We start from the raw sequence: 18,515 nt of genomic DNA, 5'->3' as shown, positions 1-18,515 counted from the left end.
TTCAGCCGGGGCTTCTGCCGGGCATTTCGATGCCATGCTGATGCACCCGGCGATACAGCGTCGCACGGGAAATACCCAGGGCCCGGGCCGCCGGGGTGGGTTTCCAGCGATGACGCACCAGGGCATCGAGCAGCGCCTGGCGTTCCGGGCTGGCGCTGGGTTCTGGCCCCCGAACAGCGGTTTCGCTGCCGTGCAGTGACTCCGGTAAATGACTGAGCTGGACCACGCTCCCTTCGCAGACCGCACAGGCATAACGCAGCACATGTCGCAACTGGCGCACATTGCCCGGCCAGTGGTAACCGAGCAGGCATTCCAGCGCTGGGCCACTCAGCTGCACCGCGCCCCCGCACAGGGTCGATTCTTCCTCGAGGATGCGGTTGATCAACGCCAGCCGGTCGGTGCGTTCGCGTAACGGCGGCAATTGAAACCGGGCACCGCCGAGGCGGAAGTACAGATCCTCGCGAAACTCGCCGGCTGCCACCAGGGTTTCCAGGTCACGGTGGGTAGCGCAGATCACCTGGATGTCCACCGCCTTGCGCCGCGCGGCCCCCAGCGGCGCCACTTCGCCTTCGGCCAGTACCCGCAACAGGCGGGTCTGCAGGGTCAGGGGCATGTCGCCGATTTCGTCGAGAAACAGTGTGCCGCCATCGGCTTGTTGCAGCAGGCCCTGCATGCCTTTGGCCGAAGCGCCGGTAAAGGCACCGGCGACATAACCGAACAATTCGCTTTCGATCAGGCTTTCTGGAATCGCCGCGCAGTTCAGGGCCACAAACGGTCGGTCTCGACGTTGGCTGGCCTGATGCAACTGGCGGGCGAAGACTTCTTTGCCGGATCCGGTCTCGCCTTGGATCAGCACCGGCAGGTTGCGATCCTTGACCCGCACCGCCAGGCTCAGGCTGTCGGCCAGGCGTGGATCGAGCTCGGTCGGGGTCATCGTGGCACGCTTGCGTGGGGTTGCCCGGCGTCGCGGCGCGCTCAGGCGGCCGTGCAGGAATGGGTCGAGCGGGTAGAGGCTTTCGTCACGGGCGCGGTGCAACAGCTGCGGGTCGAAGACCTGGCTGATATGCCGGGGCATCTGGCCATAGCGCTCCAGCAAGTAATGGCGCGCCGCCGGGTTAAGCGCTTGCAGGCAACCATCGTCATCCCAGGCGAACAGGAAATCCGGCTGGCTGTCGACGTAGCCGGCGTTGCGATGGGCGCGCAAGACCCAGTAGCCCTGGGCACTGCTCATGAAAAACGCCTGTTCGATCTCCCGTGCGCTTTGCACCACCATTTGCCGGATCAGGTGCTGGGAACGTCGATCGTCCGGCGAACGCACCGCCGAGACGTCCAGCACCCCGAGCAGTTCTCCTTGCGGATCGAAGACCGGCGCGGCGGAGCACGTCAGGCCGATGAACGCGGCGCGAAAGTGGTCGCGCTTGTGTACCGTCACTGCCGTCCTGGCGGTGAGCACGGCCGCCACGCCGCAAGTGCCTTCTTCACCCTCCGACCAGCAGGTGCCCAGGTACAACCCGGCCTTGCGGCAGTCGTTGCGCAGGGTGGTTTCCACCCGATAGTCGATGGTCTGGCCCTGGGCATCGGTCAGCAGCACGCAATAGTCGGCATCGCGCACCCGGCCATGCAGGCGCGCCACTTCATCGCTGGCAATGTTGAGGAACAGTTCCGAGCGCTCGCGACATTGCTTGAGCACTTCGTGGGAAAGGATGCGCGGGCCCTGCAATGAACCTGGGTCCAGGTGATGTTGCTCCATGGAGCGGCGCCAGGAGTCGAATATCAGGTCCGGCACCGGCAGTTGCGGCAGCTGCGCGGCGTTCTTCAGCACGCGGCTGACGCAATCCACATGCGCCCGGGAGTGAGCGGAAAGCATTGGGGCCTCCGGTTCAGCTTCTTGTCGTTGTGCGCACATTAAGCGCTGATCACCGGGCGCCGGCAAGCCCGGCGCAGCGCCGGCGTCGAGGTGAGACGCAACGTCTCAGCGTCTCGCCGTCGTCCCGTGCAAGCTGACATGTGGCGTCTCACCAAGCACCGTCCCGGCGCACCCGAACTTACGTTTGAAGCGCTCTATATCGAGGCTTTCCAGCATTCAGCGGGTAACTGGCACCGGCCTTGCTCTAGGCCTTGGACCCACATCAGGTGGGCTTCCAAGAATAAGAAAGAGGTGCCTATGTCTATCTGCCCAGGTCATTTGCCTGTCTACCCCGTGGTGACGACATGAGTCGCCGTCCGCTCACCGTTGGCATCATCGCCAACCCCGCCTCGGGCCGTGACGTACGCCGCCTGACCGCCAACGCCGGGCTGTTTTCCAGTACCGACAAAGTCTCGGTGATCCAGCGCCTGCTGGCCGCGTTCGGCGCCACCGGCATCGAACGGGTGCTGATGCCGACCGACATGATCGGCATGGCCGCCGCCGTGCTGAAGAACAGCCACAGTCGTCAGGCCCGTAGCAGCCGTTGGCCGGCCCTGGAGTTTCTCGACCTGACCCTGCGCCAGACCGTCGAAGACACCCGCCGGGCCGCGCGCCTGATGGCCGAGCGCGAAGTGGCGCTGATCGCGGTGCTCGGCGGCGACGGTACCCACAAGGCAGTGGCGGCCGAAGTCGGTGATATTCCATTGCTGACCCTTTCCACCGGCACCAACAACGCCTTCCCGGAACTGCGCGAGGCCACCAGTGCCGGGCTGGCCGGCGGGTTGTATGCCAGCGGGCGGATTCCAGACCTGATCGGCTTGCGTCGCAACAAACGCCTGCTGGTCTGCGACGCTGGGCGTGGCTTGCGGGAAGTTGCGCTGGTGGATGTCGCCGTGTCGCCGCTGCGCTTTGTCGGCGCCCGGGCCATCAGCCGGGCGCAGGACCTGGCCGAAGTCTTCGTGACCTTTGCCGAACCGCAATCCATTGGCCTGTCGGCGCTGTGCGGCTTGTGGTTGCCGGTGTCCCGCCAGGCCCCGGGCGGCGCCTGGATGCGCCTGGACCCGCAATCGCCCGAAGCGCTGCTGGTGCCACTGGCCCCCGGTCTGCTGCAGGGCTGTGGCGTGCTTGCCGCCGGCCCTTTGGAGCCAGGCGTTGCCCACGGCTTGTCGCTGTCCAGCGGCACGCTGGCCCTGGACGGCGAGCGGGAAATCGAATTCAACGTCCATGACCGACCCACGATCACCCTCGATGCCGGCGGCCCGCTGAGCATCGACGTCAACGCGGTGCTCAGCTACGCCGCGCAACAACGCTTGTTGGCCATCGGTCGCGAGCACCCGCAACACCCCTTGAACCTTCAAGAAGACACCCCTGGAGAATAAAAATGTCGACACCGCTCACCCACGATCAATTGCTGCACGCCTATCAAGTGATGCGCACCATCCGCGCCTTCGAAGAGCGCTTGCACGTTGAGTTCGCCACCGGCGAGATCCCCGGTTTTGTTCACCTTTACGCAGGCGAAGAGGCTTCGGCCGCTGGCGTCATGGCCCATCTGGGCGATGACGATTGCATCGCCTCCAACCACCGGGGCCATGGCCATTGCATTGCCAAGGGCGTCGATGTCTACGGGATGATGGCCGAGATCTACGGCAAGAAAACCGGCGTCTGCCAAGGCAAGGGCGGCTCGATGCACATTGCCGATTTCGAGAAAGGCATGCTCGGTGCCAACGGCATCGTCGGCGCCGGTGCGCCGCTGGTGGTCGGCGCCGCCCTGGCGGCGCGGCTCAAGGGCACCGACAGCGTCGCCGTGGTGTTTTTCGGCGACGGCGGCTCCAACGAAGGCGCGGTTTTCGAAGCCATGAACATGGCCTCGGTGTGGAACCTGCCGTGTCTGTTCATCGCGGAAAACAATGGCTACGCCGAAGCCACCGCGTCGAACTGGTCGGTGGCCTGCGATCACATCGCCGACCGCGCCGCCGGCTTCGGCATGCCCGGGGTGACGGTGGACGGCTTCGACTTCTTTGCCGTGCATGAAGCCGCCGGTGCCGCCGTCGAGCGCGCCCGGGCCGGGGAAGGGCCGTCGCTGATCGAGGTCAAGCTGACCCGCTACTACGGCCACTTCGAGGGCGACGCCCAGACCTATCGAGCGCCGGATGAGGTCAAGCATTTTCGCGAGAACCAGGACTGCCTGATGCAGTTCCGCGAGCGCACCACGCGGGCCGGCCTGCTCACGGTCGAGCAGTTGGACCAGCTCGACAAGGAAGTCGAGCTGTTGATCGAAAACGCCGTGTACAAGGCCAAGTCCGATCCCAAGCCCGCGGCTGCCGACCTCCTGACCGACGTCTACGTCAGCTATCCCTGAATTTCCCTGAAAACAAGAACAGAGAATCCCATCATGGCGAGAAAAATCAGCTATCAGCAGGCAATCAACGAAGCCCTGGCCCAGGAAATGCGCCGCGACTCCAGCGTGTTCATCATGGGCGAGGACGTCGCTGGCGGCGCCGGTGCACCCGGTGAAAACGACGCCTGGGGCGGCGTGCTCGGCGTCACCAAGGGGCTTTACGACCAGTTTCCCGGACGCGTGCTGGATACGCCGCTCTCCGAGATCGGCTACGTCGGCGCGGCGGTCGGCGCGGCCACCTGCGGTGTGCGCCCGGTGTGCGAGCTGATGTTCGTCGACTTCGCCGGGTGCTGCCTGGACCAGATCCTCAACCAGGCGGCGAAATTTCGCTACATGTTCGGCGGCAAGGCCTCCACGCCCCTGGTAATCCGCACCATGGTCGGGGCGGGCCTGCGCGCCGCCGCCCAGCACTCGCAGATGCTCACGTCCTTATGGACGCACATTCCCGGGCTGAAAGTGGTGTGCCCGTCATCGCCGTACGATGCCAAGGGCCTGCTGATCCAGGCGATTCGCGACAACGACCCGGTGATCTTCTGCGAGCACAAGTTGCTCTACAGCATGCAAGGCGAGGTGCCGGAGGAGCTCTACACCGTGCCGTTCGGCGAAGCCAACTTCCTGCGCGACGGCAAGGACATCACGCTGGTGTCCTATGGCCGGCTGGTCAACACCGCGCTGGACGCGGCGCGCAACCTCGCCGGGCGCGGCATCGATTGCGAGGTGATCGACCTGCGCACCACCAGCCCGATGGACGAGGACAGCATCCTCGAAAGTGTCGAGAAGACCGGCCGCCTGGTGGTGATCGACGAGGCCAACCCGCGCTGCTCGATGGCCACCGATATCTCGGCGCTGGTCGCGCAAAAAGCCTTCGGTGCGCTCAAGGCGCCGATTGAAATGGTCACCGCGCCACATACCCCGGTGCCGTTCTCCGATTCCCTGGAAGACCTGTACATCCCCGACGCGGCGAAGATCGAACAAGCCGTGCTCAACGTGATCGAGTGGAGCAAGCGCTGATGAGCCAGATTTTTACCCTGACCATGCCCAAGTGGGGCCTGTCGATGACCGAGGGCCGGGTCGATGCCTGGCTCAAGGAAGAGGGGCAGGCCATCACCAAGGGCGATGAAGTGATGGACGTCGAGACCGACAAGATCTCCAGCAGCGTGGAGGCGCCGTTTTCCGGCATCCTGCGTCGACAGGTCGCCCGTCAGGACGAAACCCTGCCGGTCGGCGCCTTGCTCGGTGTCGTCGTCGAAGGCGAGGCCAGCGACGCCGAGATCGATGCGGTTATCGAGCAGTTCCAATCCAGTTTCGTGCCGGGCGACGCCGTCGATGAGGACAGCGGTCCGAAACCGCAGAAAATCGAGTTGGACGGGCGGTTGATCCGTTACTTCGAGCGCGGTGAAGGCGCTACGCCCTTGGTGCTGATACATGGTTTTGGCGGCGACCTGAACAACTGGCTGTTCAACCATGAAGCCCTGGCCGCCGGACGGCGGGTCATTGCCCTGGACCTGCCGGGCCATGGTGAATCGGCGAAAACCCTGCAACGCGGCGATCTCGATGAATTGAGTGGCGTGGTGCTGGCCTTGCTCGATCACCTGGATATCAACGCGGCTCACCTGGTGGGGCATTCGATGGGCGGGGCGGTGGCGTTGAATGTCGCACGACTGATGCCGCAACGCTTGCGCTCGCTGACCCTGATCGGCAGCGCCGGCCTGGGCGCGGAGATCAATGGCAGCTACCTGCAGGGCTTCGTCGACGCCGCCAACCGCAATGCCCTCAAGCCGCAGCTCGTGCAACTGTTCTCGAATGCCGAGCTGGTCAACCGCCAGATGCTCGACGACATGCTCAAGTACAAGCGCCTCGAAGGCGTGGACGCGGCCCTGCGCCAACTGGCCGGGAGTGTTTTCAGGGACGGCCGCCAACAGGTGGACCTGCGCGAAGTGGTCCAGGCCGGCCACGTTCCAACCCTGGTGATCTGGGGCAGTGACGACGCGATCATCCCGGCGGCTCATGCCGACGGCTTGGCGGCGCGGGTCGAGGTGCTGCCAGGCCAGGGGCATATGGTGCAGATGGAGGCAGCCGAGCAGGTCAATCGATTGATCCTGGATTTCATTCAGCAGCACTGATCGAGCGGGCGGCGACTGATTCGCCGCCCCGCCAGAATGGGAGACACCGCTATGAACGTTTCAATCAAGCCGACCCGCAGCATGCGCGCCGCCGTCTGGCATGGCCGCAACGACATCCGCGTCGAAGACGTGCCACTACCTGTTCCACCGCCCGCCGGTTGGGTGCAGATCCGCGTGCAATGGTGCGGAATCTGCGGCTCGGACCTGCACGAATACGTGGCTGGGCCAGTGTTCATCCCGGTGGACGCGCCGCACCCGCTGACCGGCATCAAGGGCCAGTGCATCCTCGGTCATGAATTCTGTGGCGAAATCGTCGAATTGGGCGCCGGCGTCGAAGGCTTCAGCGTCGGCGAGCCGGTGGCGGCCGATGCCTGCCAGCATTGCGGCACCTGTTATTACTGCACTCATGGGCTGTACAACATCTGTGAGAACCTGGCGTTCACCGGATTGATGAACAACGGTGCGTTCGCTGAATTGGTCAACGTCCCGGCCAACCTGCTCTACAAGCTACCGGCGAACTTCCCCGCCGAGGCCGGCGCGCTGATCGAGCCGCTGGCGGTGGGCATGCACGCGGTGAAGAAGGCCGGCAGCCTGCTGGGTCAGAACGTGGTGGTGGTCGGCGCCGGCACCATCGGCCTGTGCACCATCATGTGCGCCAAGGCCGCCGGCGCGGCCCAGGTGATCGCTCTGGAAATGTCCGGCGTGCGCAAGGCCAAGGCCCTGGAAGTCGGCGCCAGCCACGTCATCGATCCCAACCAGTGCGATGCCCTGGCCGAAGTACGCCGCCTGACCGGCGGATTGGGGGCTGACGTCAGTTTCGAATGCATCGGCAACAAGCACACCGCCAAGTTCGCCATCGACCTGATCCGCAAGGCCGGCAAATGCGTGTTGGTGGGCATATTCGAAGAGCCGAGCGAGTTCAACTTCTTCGAGCTGGTGTCCACCGAGAAGCAAGTGCTCGGCGCGCTGGCCTATAACGGCGAGTTCGCCGACGTGATCGCGTTCATCGCCGACGGGCGCCTGGACATTTCACCGCTGGTAACCGGGCGCATCCAGCTGGAGCAGATCGTCGGGCAGGGTTTCGAGGAATTGGTCAATAACAAGGAGCACAACGTCAAGATCATCGTGTCTCCGGCACGGATCTGAGGGCGCCTGAGATGGGCGATTGGCGATGGCCGGCAGCGGCCATCGTCTTGTTTTCAGGTATGGCTCAGGTATGGCTCAGGTGTAGGCCAGCAGTCGACCGCAGAGAATCACCGCGATCCATAGCGCGATCGATACCAGTGCCTGGACACGTGCCAGCCCGGGGGCCTTCTGACCGGTATTCCATTGTTCGACCGAACGGTAGGTTCCGACATGAAACAGCAGGGCGTTGATGCCCGCCGCCGCAATCAGGCTGAGCTTGATGATAAAGACGTTATTGCCGGCGAAATCCTGCGGGTGCGCGCTGAACATCATCAGCCCGGCCGGTACGATCAGCAGCAGGGCCCCGACGGCCCAGGTCAGCAGGTGCCGGGCGAGGGCGGTCACGGCGATGGCCTTGGACAGGCCGAGGACGCGCAAGTCGAACATCACCACCGCGCCCGCCAGCACCGAAAAGCCGATGATGTGCAGCACCTCCACCAGCGGGTACAGCCACAGCTCGTCGCGCATGGCCAATGCCAGCGACGAGTCGGCCAGCCGGTCCATCCAGCCTTGCGCGGCCGGACCCGCGGCCTGCATCAGCGCAACTCGGTGGTCTTGTCATCAATGGTGATGCGCTCGGCGCGCAGTTCATCGGGTTTGTTGCGGTTGGCATAGCCGACCACGGTGGCTGAGTTACCCGCCTTGAGCATGTCCTTGGTCAGCCCGCGGCTTTCCATGCGTGAGGGCGGCGCCAGCACTACGGTCCAGGTCTTGTCGGTGGTTTGCAGGCGCACGGTGCCGTGGGGATGGGAATAACCGGATTGCTTTATCGTGCCTTCCAGCGTCAAGGGGTTGCTGGCGTCGTATTCGCTCCAGCCATGGTGGGCAAACGCCGCCGTGGCGACCAGCAGCGACGATAAACCAATGCAGCGAAGGGTGAGGTTCATGACAAGCTCTCCGGTTCAATTGGGATGATATTCGCTCCAGACCCGCTGCCCGTCGAGTTGGAGCAGCTGTTCCTCGACCTCGCGGAAACGTCGGTCGCAGTCGAGAAAGAATTCATCGAGTTGCGGCGGCTCGACGTGGGTGGCGCTGAGCATGGTATGGACTTGGCCGCGGTGGTGGATCTGGTGCTCGAACAGGTGCAACAGCAACCGGTCGATCCGCTCGCAGACCCTGCCGTCGGCGCGCACCAGGTCGATGGAGCGGGCAAGGTCCGTTTCCCGCAGGGTTTCGCAGAAAGCCACCAGCCGCTGGTCGGTCTTGCCCTGGTTTTCGTTGAGCTCAGCGAAAGCCAGGGTCTGGTAGAAATCCTGTTCCTGGCCATCAACATCGCCTTCCAGGGCAGTCAGGTAATAACGGTCAACCTCAAGGATGTGGCACAGCGTGGCTTGGATGGAGGGGAAAAAACTGGTGCGGTAGGCTTCGTATTCGGCCGTGTTCAGTTGCGCGCAGGCGCCCAGCAGCCGGTGGTTGGCCCATTGGTTGTTCAGGGCCTGGGCCAGGAAATAGTTCATGGAACGCCTCCCGTTCGCGTTGTTGCGCCGGGCGAAAGCGTAGCAAAGACTGGCGGTGGCGACGTGTTGCTGGTCGGTTGGCCCTACGAACAGAGTGCAACCTTTGTGGGAGCGAGCCTGCTCGCGAAGACGGCGGCACATCCAGCACCTTCGAATCAGGCAGACCGCTTTCGCGAGCAGGCTCGCTCCCACAGGGTTTTCATCGGCTGCGGCTTTACAGCCCCACATCCGGCAACGCCGGCCGATTGGCCAGGGCCTTGGCCATGATCTGCTCCACGTACACCCGGTCTTCTTCCGGCAAGGCCAGGCGCGGTGGGCGGGTGAGCGCGCTGCCGCGACCGGCGATGGCTTCGCACAGCTTGATGCATTGGACCAGGTCGGCGCGGGCGTCCAAGTGCAGGATCGGCATCAGCCATTCGTAGATCGGCATGGCTTCGGCGAACCGTCCGGCGCGGGCCAGGCGGAAGATGGTTTCGCCTTCTTTCGGGAACACGTTGGACATGCCCGAGACCCAGCCCTCGGCGCCGACGGCGAGGCTTTCCAGGACCACGTCATCGAGACCGGCAAACAGCACGAAGCGATCACCGACTTCGTTGCGCACATCGATGAAGCGGCGGGTGTCGCCGGAGGAATCCTTGAAACACACCACGTTGTCGCAGTCGGCCAGGGAAATCAGGATGTCCGGGGTGACATCGTTCTTGTAGATCGGCGGGTTGTTGTAGACCATCAGCGGCACGTCGGCATGCCGGGCCACGTAGCGGAAATGTTCGGCGGTCTCGAACGGCTTGGAGCCGTAGACCAGCGCCGGCATCAGCATGACCCCGTCGACACCGACCTTGCGCACTGCGTTGGCGACCTTGGCGGCCTGCACGCTGGTGAACTCGGCCACGCCGCAGATCACCGGCACCCGGCCACGGGAGGCGTCCACCGCCACTTCAGTCACGGCGATTTTTTCCTCGGCGCTCAGGGAGGTGTTTTCCCCCACGGATCCACAGACCACCAGGCCGGAAACGCCATCGCGGATGACGTTGGAAATGACCTGGTGGGTTTTTTCCAGGTTGATGGAAAAGTCGTCGTTGAATTGGGTGGTGACAGCGGGGAATACGCCGCTCCAGTTGATGCGTTTGCTCATGGGTGTCTCCTTTTGGTATTTCGTATACGGATATATGTGGTTGCTTTTGTGGCGAGGGAGCTTGCTCCCGCTGGGTCGCGAAGCGGCCCCCAGGATCTGACTGACACACCGAGTTGTCAGCCTTCAGGACTGCTTCGCAGTCCAGCGGGAGCAAGCTCCCTCGCCACAAGGGTTTTGGGTGAAGCTGGAAATCATGCCCCCGGCCAGGTATCCGAAAGCCGATAGCCCTGTGGCCACGGATCGGCCGGGTCGAGCAGCAATTGGTGGGTACCGGTAATCCACGCCCGTCCGGCAATGCACGGGTAAATCGCCGGGCGTCCGGCCACGTCGGTCAGTGAATCGATCCGGCAATGAAATTCGGAGCCGATGATCGAGCGGCCGATAAACCGCTCGCCCACTTGCATCAAGCCTTTGGCGTGCAGCACCGCCATGCGCGCCGAGCAGCCGGTGCCAGTGGGGGAGCGGTCGATCTTTCCGGGCTGGATGACGACGGCGTTGGCGCCGGTGGCGATGCCGTTTTCCGTCACAAGGGGTGCGGCGATCTGGCAGAAAGATATGTGCGACCAGTCGGCGTTCAACGGGTGCACGAAGCCCAATTGCTCGTTCGCCGCGCGGGTGATTTTCAGCCCCACGGCCACCAGCTCGGCCGCCTCGTCAGGCCGGATGGCGAAGCCCAGGCGCTGGGCGTCGACGATGACGAAGCTATCGCCGCCGTAGGCCGTGTCCACTTGCAGCGAACCCAGGCCTTCGACTTCGATCCAGGCATCGAGGCGGTCGGCGAACGAGGGCACGTTCTTGATCTCGACCCGCTGCACCTTGCCGTCGCGGCAGTCGGCCACGGCTTCGATCAGGCCACCCGGTGCTTCCAGCACCAACCGCGTCTGGGGTTCGCTCATCGGCAGGATGCCGCTGTCCAGCAGCACGGTGGCGACGCACAGCGAGTTGGAGCCGGACATCGGCGGCGTGTCGGCCGGCTCCATGATGATCCAGGCCATTTGCGCCCGCGGGTCCTTGGCCGGCACCAGCAGATTGACGTGGCGAAACACACCGCCCCGGGGTTCGTTGAGGACGAAGTTGCGCAGGGTCTGGTCCTGGGCGATCCAGCGTGACTGTTCCCAAACGGTGGCGCCGGGTGGCGGCGCGACGCCGCCGACGATCACATCGCCGACTTCGCCTTCGGCGTGGCAGCTGACTACATGGATGATTTTTGATGAGCGCATGGATCAGATCCTTGTGTTGTCTGGTCGGGTCTCTTCGCGAGCAGGCTCGCTCCCACAGGGTTCAATGGTGTGCACGAGTCCGTGTGGGAGCGAGCCTGCTCGCGAAAGGGCCATTCGCTATTTCACCGATTTAAGAAACGCCGCCGTCTCCGGCTGCTGCGGATTGCCGATCACCTGGTCCGGCGGCCCGATCTCATGAACTCGACCATTGCAAAAGAACGCCACCCGGTCGGAGACGTCGCGGGCGAAGCGGATCTCGTGCGTCACCAGCACCATGGTCATGCCGTCCTCGGCGAGCATGCGCATGGTGTCCAGCACCTCACCCACCAGTTGCGGGTCCAGCGCCGAGGTGGCTTCGTCGAACAGCATGTAGTCGGGTGACATCGCCAGCGCCCGGGCGATGGCCATGCGTTGTTGCTGGCCGCCGGACAGCTTGCCGGGGAAGGCCTTGAGCTTGTCGCCCAGGCCGACGTGCTCAAGCTGCCGCACCGCCAGCGCTTCGGCGTCCTGTTTGCTCTTGCCCAGTACCTTGCGCGGCGCGAGCATGACGTTTTCCAGCACGGTGAGGTGGGGAAAGGCGTTCCATTGCTGGAAGACAATGCCGATCTTCTGTCGCAAGCGATTGAGGTCGGTGGCGCTGTCGTGGACCTCCACGCCGTCCACGCGGATGCTGCCTTTCTGGATCGGCTCCAGGCCATTGATGCACATCAGCAGGGTCGATTTGCCGGAGCCGGAGCCGCCGATGATCGAGACGACTTCGCCCTTGTCCACCGTCAGGCTGACACCCTTGACCACCTCCAGGTTGCCGAATGATTTGTGCACGTTTTCGATCTCAATCATTTTCCTGCCACCTTCTTTCCAGGCGCGCGCCGAGGCGGGCGACCACCAGGCTCATGACGTAGTAGATGAGGCCCGCGATGCACAGCACCAGCAGGGGTTCTTGAATCCGCGTGACAATGGTCTGCGAGGCGCGGAGCAATTCGACGATGCCGATCCACATCACCAGGGCGGTGTCTTTCATCACCCCCAGCACCAGGTTCAACCAGCCAGGGAAGGCCACCCGCGTGGCGATCGGCAGGACGATGAAGCGCAAGTCCTGCACGTAGCTCAGGCCCAGGGAACGACTGGCCCGCCGGGTGCTCAGCGGCACCGCCAGCACGCCACCGCGAACGATCTCGGTGAAGTACGCGGCGGCATAGACGCCGAGCACGATGCAACCGACGGCGAAGGCACTGAGGTCCAGGCCGACGATGCTCTTGAGGGAGTTGAACAGCACGAACTGGATCAGCAACGGCACACTGCGAAACACGTCCAATACCCAGGCCAACGGCAGGCTGGCGCGGGGCAGCAACGCCCGTAGCAAACCGAACAGCAACCCGGCGACGGTGCCCAGCAGGATCGACCAGGCGGTCAATTGCACCGTGACCCAGGCACCCTCGAGCAGGTACAGCACGTCATTAACGGTAAGGCTTGTAGAAAACATGACCAGCCCTCAATAACGAAACAGCCGCCAGGACAACAGCCGGGCCAGCCCGACGATCAGCTTGGCGATCAGGTAGTACAGCAGCGCCGCGAGGGCGAAGTATTCGAAGGTGCGGAAGGTCTTGACGTTGTATTCCTGGGTCACGCCGGTGAGGTCGTTGTTCAAGCCGACCACCACGCCCAGGGACGTCATCAACACCGCCCAGACCATCTGGTTGGTCAGCGGGTAGAAGACGATGCGCAGCAATTGCGGGACGATGATCATCCGGTAGGCCTGGAACGCGCTCATGCCCAGGGAACGGGCGGCGCGCATCTGCGTGCCCGGCACCGCCTTGAGTCCGCCGCGAAAGTTCTCGGCCAGATAGCCGGCGTTGTTGAAGGTGATACCGGCCAGCAAGGCGAACCACGAACTGACGTGCAGCCCGAGAGAGCCGAGACCGAAGTAGAGGATGTAGATCTGGAACAGCGACGGCGTGTTGCGGGCGATCGATACCCAGCCGTTGCCGACGCCGCGCAACAATGGATGGCGGGCCTGGCGCATCACCGTCAGGAGCAGGGCGATCAGCACGCCGAAAATCATCGACAGCGCGGCCGTTTCGAAGGTCACCCAGGCGCCGGCGAGCATATCGGGCAGCGCGCGCAGGGCCGGGCGCCATTGGAAGCTGTAGTCAAACATGGCTCGGGTTTCCCTTGCGTGCGATAGGTTGCAACCACTGCGGCGGCTGGCCGCTGGCCGTGGCGGTACAGGCGGCCTCGACGCAATCCCCGAGGCTGGCGAAGTGCACGCTGCGCCCCACCAGGCCGGGTGCGTAGTGGGCGTACTTGCCGGAATTGGTCATCAGGGTCGTGGCGGCCGGAGGGATCACCGGTTCACCCAGCATGCACCAGCAGGTGTCGGTGACGAGCGTCGCGCCGAAAGCCTCGATGGGCTCCAGGTAACCGGCCTGGCGAGCCTGCTCCAGCACGGCGCGACCGCAGGTGATCGCCACTGCCACGTCGGGGTGCCTGGTTCGTCCCGCACAAATGTTCGCCAGGGTGGCGAATTCGCTCAGGGAGAAGTGCGGGTTACCCAGGGAAACCACATCCACATGGCGGTGCCGGGCGCTGTTGAGTTCGTGCCAACTGGCGAGCAGTCCCGCCGCGTCCACGGTTTTCACCGATAACACGGCGTCGTGATCCAGGACCTGGGCCGGGTCCATGGCCTCCGGCGTCACCCCGGCGATGTGGAACAACGGTGCCGCGCTGGTGGTGGCGAACGCGGCGCCGAAGGCTTTAAGGTCGTCCAGGGTCGGCGCGGCGTCTTCCAGGCCTCGGATCAGCGGGATGCGCCGCCCCGTGAGGCCGCCAACGTGATAGCCGAGCAGCGGGTAAAAGCTGTCATCCGCTGATTCGATCCTCGGCACCTCGACGATCAGGCCGGCCTTGCGCTGGTCATCGAGATGACAACCGGCCAGCGGCGCGCGGCCACACAAGGCAATGCAGATATCGAGGAAGTCCGGGTATTTCTGCGTCCGCGCACCGAGCACGCTGTTGGCGTAGACCACCGCGTTGGACTCGGCCCAGACGATCTGTTCACCCGCCGTCGGCGCGGTGTCGAGCAGGTAGGGCGCGCAAGTGAAGCTAAATTGCGCGCCCATCGCCATGTAGGCGTCGCCCAAGGCACTGGCCGGCTCGCCCAGGGCCGGATCGACGCCGAGCTCACGCCAGCGGCGCTGGTCCACGGAAATCGAATTGAGGGTGGTGGGCACGCATACCTTTGCGCCCCACTGCACCAGTTGTTCGGCAAAACGCAGGCTGGCCGGGCCGGTATAAATGCAGCCGTCGATGTGGGCCTGGGTGATGTCCAGCAATTGTCCGGCGCCCTGGATGTCGGCCATGCGCAAGACGATTTTTATTGCCACCTGGGCAGCCTTGCCATGGACCCCGTCAAGCAGCGCCTGGTCCCGTTCGTTCAAGCGGACAGTGGAGGGCTGGAACGGCTGCGCGCAAGTATTTTCCCCACGCAATTGGTCGTTGGGCCGACGCCCGGACAAGGTCAGGCGGTTGCCCTCGACACGCCCGAAGCCCTGGCCGCGCAAAGCGCTGAATGCTTCGCTGCCGATGCACAGCACCGGCAGGGAGCGCTGAAAAACCACCTCGGCGACAAGCACGCCCAGGGTCAGGATTTCATCGGCTTCGGCCAGCACCAGTGCCGCCGGTGCATGGCCGTTGCTGATCAGTTCCATCAGCACGCTGCTGCCGGTGCAAGAGCCACGCCCGCTGGGAATCGCCAGCACGCGCCCGGCCAGGCGCTCGCCACTGAGCGGGTGGTGTCGGTCGATGACTTCGCCCGTGGCCGGATCAACCCCGCCCCAAAAGCTCAGGCCGACATCGGCGAACAACAGGCTGCCCTCGGCAGCACCCTCGACCAGGCTGCGGCCCTGCAGGCGGATAGGCGTGCTCGGCATGCGGCGATCCTCAGTAATAAACCTGCGGCACGGTCAGGTTGGCCGGCGGGATGTCGCTGCCGACCCACTTCACGAAGAGCTCCTTGTAGCGGCCGGTCCGCACCTGCTGGTTGACGAACAGGTTGAGGTAATTGAGCAGGCCGTATTCGTTGCGTTTGGCGCCGAGGGATACGTAGTCGATGACGTAAGGCGCGTCTCCGGCGATCTTCAGGCCCTTGTACTTGCCCGACTTGATGGTCGCGGCAGCGACGGTGTTGGTCACCACGGTGGCATCGATATGGCCCTGGGCGACGGCCAGCAGTGTGTCGTTCTGCGATTGATAGGCACGGAAACTGCCGCTGCCCCAGCTCTTCTGGTCTTTCTCCAGGGCAATGGCTTCATAGGTGCTGCTGGTGTTGCCGAGCTTCTTGCCCTTGAGGTCGGCGTAGCCGTTGATGCCGGTGTCGTCGCGGGTCAGCACGACCATCTGGAAAGCGAAGTAGGGCACGGTCAGGCCGACGGTCTTGGCCCGCTCCAGGGTGTCGGAAGTGGAGGCGACGATGACATCGGCGCGGCCCGAGAGCAGCGCGGGGATTCGGTCGGAGAATGGCGTTTCCACAACCTCCGCGTCGACGCCGAGAACCTTCGCCAGATCGTGGCAATAGTCCACGTCGAATCCTGCCGGTTTGTTGCTTTCATCACGAAAGCCCATCGGTGGGAAGTCCAGTGTCACGGCGCAACGCAGTTTCCCCGAGCCGATGATGTCGTCGAGTTTGTCGGCGTGGGCGGGAAGGATGAGCAGGGGAAACAAGGCCACGCCGAGGGCTACGGCCAATGCAGGGTTTTTCATAAATGCCTCGCTGTCGAATAAGTGCTGGGAAATATCGTATTGAGGATTTCGTATACGATATTAAATAAGCAATCGACGTGCCTGTTTTTGTTTTTCCGATAAATCGTCGGTAAGCGCTTGATATACCGAGGGTTGCCGATGCTGCTAGCTGACGTTGGCGAGCAGGCGCGTCAGGTGCGGTGTTACAGATAGGAGCAGTGATACTCGCGCACGCCCGATAAAGGAACAGCAATCAGCGCTGGTTTTCCCGGTATTGGCTGGGAGACAGGCTGGTCAGGGCGCGGAACTGGCGACTGAACGCGCTGTGATCGGTGTAGCCGCAGCGCAGGGCGATTTCGGTGATGGGCAAGTCCTGCTCCAGCAGCAAGCGCGAGGCTTCTTCCAGGCGCGCCTTGTGAATCATTTGTCGGGGCGTGAGCTGGAAGATGCGCTTGCAGTGTCGCTCCAGTTGCGCCACCGACAACCCGGCGATGGCGGTCAGCTCGGCCAGGCTGATGGTACGGGCGAAGTGGCGCTTGATGTGTGCATCCACCGCCGCCAGCTTCTGGAACGCCGGATGGCTCGATTGTGGCAGTTGCAGGTCACGGGAGATTCCGGCCAGGCCGACGATCCGGCCAGTGAGGTCGTGCAGGGCCAGTTTGTGGGTGAGGCACCACACTGGCTGGTTGCCGTAATACAGGTGCAGTTCGAGTTGGTCGGCCAGTTCTCTTCCGCTGGCGAGCACTCGGCGGTCCTGTTCGGTGTACAGCGGGCCGAAGCGTGCCGGGAATACCTGTTCGGCGGTGAGGCCGAGCAGGTCGTTGCGCTCTTTGAAGCCGCAGCGTCGGGCCAGGGTCTGGTTGACGAAGGCATAGCGGGCCTGGTTGTCCTTGATGAAGAACACTGTGTCGGTGAGGGTGTCGAGCAGCGGCGCGATGGGTTGCAGGCTCTGGAGCAGGGTGTCGAGGTCGCAGGGGGGCAGGGAGGCGAGTGAGGGGTACATGGGCGGTGTCGTTTTTTTGTGAGGCAGGGAGTGTCGGATGGAATTGATGTGCTTGTCACGCGCTCCGTCTTATCTCTCTCGGGCTGTCTATTGGTGTGTATATCCGTTGCTGCGGTCACGGCGGATTATGGTTCCGCTCTTACAGCGGGTCACTTTTGAGAAGCGCAAAAGTAACCAAAACGCTCTTGCCCCACCACTCGGCACCTCGCCTAGGCTCGGTGTGCCCTCACTCCGGCATTGCTCCGTGGGCCGCCGCGAAGGGCCATCCATGGCCCAGCGCGGCTAACCCGGCATCCATGCCGGGTTACCCACTGCGCAATGCCTGCGTTCGGCCAGCGTGGTTAATGGGGCGCTGAGATCAAAGTCAAAAGCAGAGCAGAGCAGAGCAAGAGCAAGAGCAAGAGCAAGAGCAAGAGCAAGAGCAAGAGCAAGAGCAAGAGCCGGGCACATACTGGCACTCACGCGACGGTCCTAGCGCCTTCGCGAGCAGGCTCGCTCCCACATTGGATTTTCGGCAAACGCAGATTTCATGGCATACAGAGAACCCCTGTGGGAGCGAGCCTGCTCGCGAAGAGGCCAGCCCATCCAACATCTTCATTGGCTGGCAGTCCGCCATCGCGAGCAAGCTCGCTCCCACAGGGAAACGCGAACCAACCGAAACCAGGTCGGCTACTAGGCCGCCTCGCGGCGGCCCACGGAGCAAGGTCTGCCTTCAGTCATTTGGATCCAAAGAACCTTCGGTCCATTGCTTTGAACTCAGCCACAGCGATCCCTTCTAGATGCACCTCAATCAAGCCGAGGAACCCCCTGCGCAATGCCCAGAATCCTGACTCACCCTACGCCCGAAGAAGATCTGACCGAGCACAATGCCAAGCTGTTTGGCTCACCCAAGGAGCGGCTGGATTTCTATCGGCGGGAAATCCAGTACGAAACCAGTATTCTCGCCAATCGAACCGACGCGTATCTGGCCGCACAGTCTTTCCTGGTGATTGCCTTCGCGTCGTGCATGGCCAACCTGAATCCGGAGTGGGGCAAGCTCTTCACGCTGATCGTGCCGCCATTCCTGGCGCTGCTCGGTTTCCTGAGTTCGCTCAACGCCTGGCCGGGGATTCGGGCTGCCTACGAGATCATCGACCATTGGCATTTCAAACAAAGCGAACTGCTGCGCAGTGAACCGTTGATGGGCCTGGCCTATGACGAGTCGCCGCTGTTCAGCGAGCGTGAATCGACCCATAAGGGTTATCGCAAGTCACTGCTGTTTTCGGTGCGCACACCGTGGATCTTCGCAGCGTTCTGGGTGTTGCTGGGGGTGTATTCGGTGTTCATCCAAGTGACCGATCCGGGTGGCTGACTG

The 18,515-nt window shown here is 63.4% G+C and carries 18 protein-coding genes; 6 read left to right on the top strand and 12 right to left on the bottom strand.

What is annotated here, in order from left to right; all coding sequences use genetic code 11:
- Position 1 precedes the first annotated feature (1 nt).
- Entirely contained in the window at positions 2-1,867 is a 1,866-nt protein-coding gene (locus J3P94_RS14845; protein WP_434568551.1) for a sigma-54-dependent Fis family transcriptional regulator, read from the bottom strand.
- A gap of 344 nt (positions 1,868-2,211) precedes the next feature.
- On the opposite strand from J3P94_RS14845, the gene J3P94_RS14840 reads away from it, so the two are divergent.
- From J3P94_RS14840 to J3P94_RS14820, 5 genes are all read left to right on the top strand, one after another.
- Positions 2,212-3,285, top strand: a complete 1,074-nt coding sequence (locus J3P94_RS14840; protein ID WP_434568550.1) for an ATP-NAD kinase family protein — start codon at positions 2,212-2,214, stop codon at positions 3,283-3,285.
- A gap of 2 nt (positions 3,286-3,287) precedes the next feature.
- Positions 3,288-4,265 (top strand): thiamine pyrophosphate-dependent dehydrogenase E1 component subunit alpha, encoded by a 978-nt coding sequence (locus J3P94_RS14835; RefSeq protein ID WP_434568549.1) that lies wholly within the window; start codon positions 3,288-3,290, stop codon positions 4,263-4,265.
- A gap of 33 nt (positions 4,266-4,298) precedes the next feature.
- The gene (locus J3P94_RS14830) at positions 4,299-5,315 is read left to right on the top strand and encodes an alpha-ketoacid dehydrogenase subunit beta (protein WP_305494746.1); all 1,017 of its coding nucleotides are present in this window, start codon (positions 4,299-4,301) and stop codon (positions 5,313-5,315) included.
- On the top strand, positions 5,315-6,427 hold the full coding sequence (locus J3P94_RS14825; RefSeq protein ID WP_434568548.1) for an acetoin dehydrogenase dihydrolipoyllysine-residue acetyltransferase subunit: 1,113 nt from the start codon (positions 5,315-5,317) through the stop codon (positions 6,425-6,427). The genes J3P94_RS14830 and J3P94_RS14825 overlap by 1 nt, the downstream gene beginning before the upstream one ends.
- Positions 6,428-6,508: 81 nt before the next feature.
- Entirely contained in the window at positions 6,509-7,573 is a 1,065-nt protein-coding gene (locus J3P94_RS14820; RefSeq protein WP_434574178.1) for a 2,3-butanediol dehydrogenase, read from the top strand.
- Between the two features lie 75 nt (positions 7,574-7,648).
- Here the strand turns inward: J3P94_RS14820 and J3P94_RS14815 are convergent, their stop codons facing one another.
- From J3P94_RS14815 to J3P94_RS14765, 11 genes are all read right to left on the bottom strand, one after another.
- Positions 7,649-8,149, bottom strand: a complete 501-nt coding sequence (locus J3P94_RS14815) for a DUF6644 family protein (RefSeq protein ID WP_434568547.1) — start codon at positions 8,147-8,149, stop codon at positions 7,649-7,651.
- Positions 8,149-8,499 carry a DUF6152 family protein gene (locus J3P94_RS14810; protein WP_434568546.1) on the bottom strand — a complete coding sequence of 117 codons (351 nt, stop codon included), beginning with the start codon at positions 8,497-8,499 and terminating at the stop codon, positions 8,149-8,151. Before J3P94_RS14810 ends, J3P94_RS14815 begins: the two co-directional genes overlap by 1 nt.
- 15 nt (positions 8,500-8,514) lie before the next feature.
- Positions 8,515-9,069 (bottom strand): DinB family protein, encoded by a 555-nt coding sequence (locus J3P94_RS14805; RefSeq protein WP_434568545.1) that lies wholly within the window; start codon positions 9,067-9,069, stop codon positions 8,515-8,517.
- A gap of 214 nt (positions 9,070-9,283) precedes the next feature.
- Positions 9,284-10,201 carry a dihydrodipicolinate synthase family protein gene (locus tag J3P94_RS14800; protein WP_186632069.1) on the bottom strand — a complete coding sequence of 306 codons (918 nt, stop codon included), beginning with the start codon at positions 10,199-10,201 and terminating at the stop codon, positions 9,284-9,286.
- Between the two features lie 191 nt (positions 10,202-10,392).
- Positions 10,393-11,421 (bottom strand): trans-3-hydroxy-L-proline dehydratase, encoded by a 1,029-nt coding sequence (locus J3P94_RS14795; protein WP_434568544.1) that lies wholly within the window; start codon positions 11,419-11,421, stop codon positions 10,393-10,395.
- Positions 11,422-11,538: 117 nt separating this feature from the next.
- The gene (locus J3P94_RS14790; RefSeq protein WP_305494738.1) at positions 11,539-12,261 is read right to left on the bottom strand and encodes an amino acid ABC transporter ATP-binding protein; all 723 of its coding nucleotides are present in this window, start codon (positions 12,259-12,261) and stop codon (positions 11,539-11,541) included.
- Positions 12,254-12,904 carry an amino acid ABC transporter permease gene (locus J3P94_RS14785; protein ID WP_434568543.1) on the bottom strand — a complete coding sequence of 217 codons (651 nt, stop codon included), beginning with the start codon at positions 12,902-12,904 and terminating at the stop codon, positions 12,254-12,256. Before J3P94_RS14785 ends, J3P94_RS14790 begins: the two co-directional genes overlap by 8 nt.
- Before the next feature lie 9 nt (positions 12,905-12,913).
- A complete protein-coding gene (locus tag J3P94_RS14780; protein ID WP_434568542.1) occupies positions 12,914-13,579 on the bottom strand; it encodes an amino acid ABC transporter permease in 666 nt (221 codons plus the stop codon).
- A complete protein-coding gene (gene lhpI, locus J3P94_RS14775) occupies positions 13,572-15,350 on the bottom strand; it encodes a cis-3-hydroxy-L-proline dehydratase (protein ID WP_434568541.1) in 1,779 nt (592 codons plus the stop codon). The genes J3P94_RS14780 and lhpI overlap by 8 nt, the downstream gene beginning before the upstream one ends.
- A 10-nt stretch (positions 15,351-15,360) precedes the next feature.
- On the bottom strand, positions 15,361-16,179 hold the full coding sequence (locus J3P94_RS14770; RefSeq protein WP_434568540.1) for an ABC transporter substrate-binding protein: 819 nt from the start codon (positions 16,177-16,179) through the stop codon (positions 15,361-15,363).
- Between the two features lie 232 nt (positions 16,180-16,411).
- Entirely contained in the window at positions 16,412-17,161 is a 750-nt protein-coding gene (locus J3P94_RS14765) for a helix-turn-helix domain-containing protein (protein WP_434568539.1), read from the bottom strand.
- A gap of 814 nt (positions 17,162-17,975) precedes the next feature.
- On the opposite strand from J3P94_RS14765, the gene J3P94_RS14760 reads away from it, so the two are divergent.
- Entirely contained in the window at positions 17,976-18,512 is a 537-nt protein-coding gene (locus tag J3P94_RS14760; protein WP_434568538.1) for a hypothetical protein, read from the top strand.
- Positions 18,513-18,515: the final 3 nt, after the last annotated feature.

The organism is Pseudomonas sp. Z3-8 (genome assembly GCF_051131975.1).
Lineage (GTDB): Bacteria > Pseudomonadota > Gammaproteobacteria > Pseudomonadales > Pseudomonadaceae > Aquipseudomonas.
This window is presented reverse-complemented; position numbering and strand designations above follow the sequence as displayed.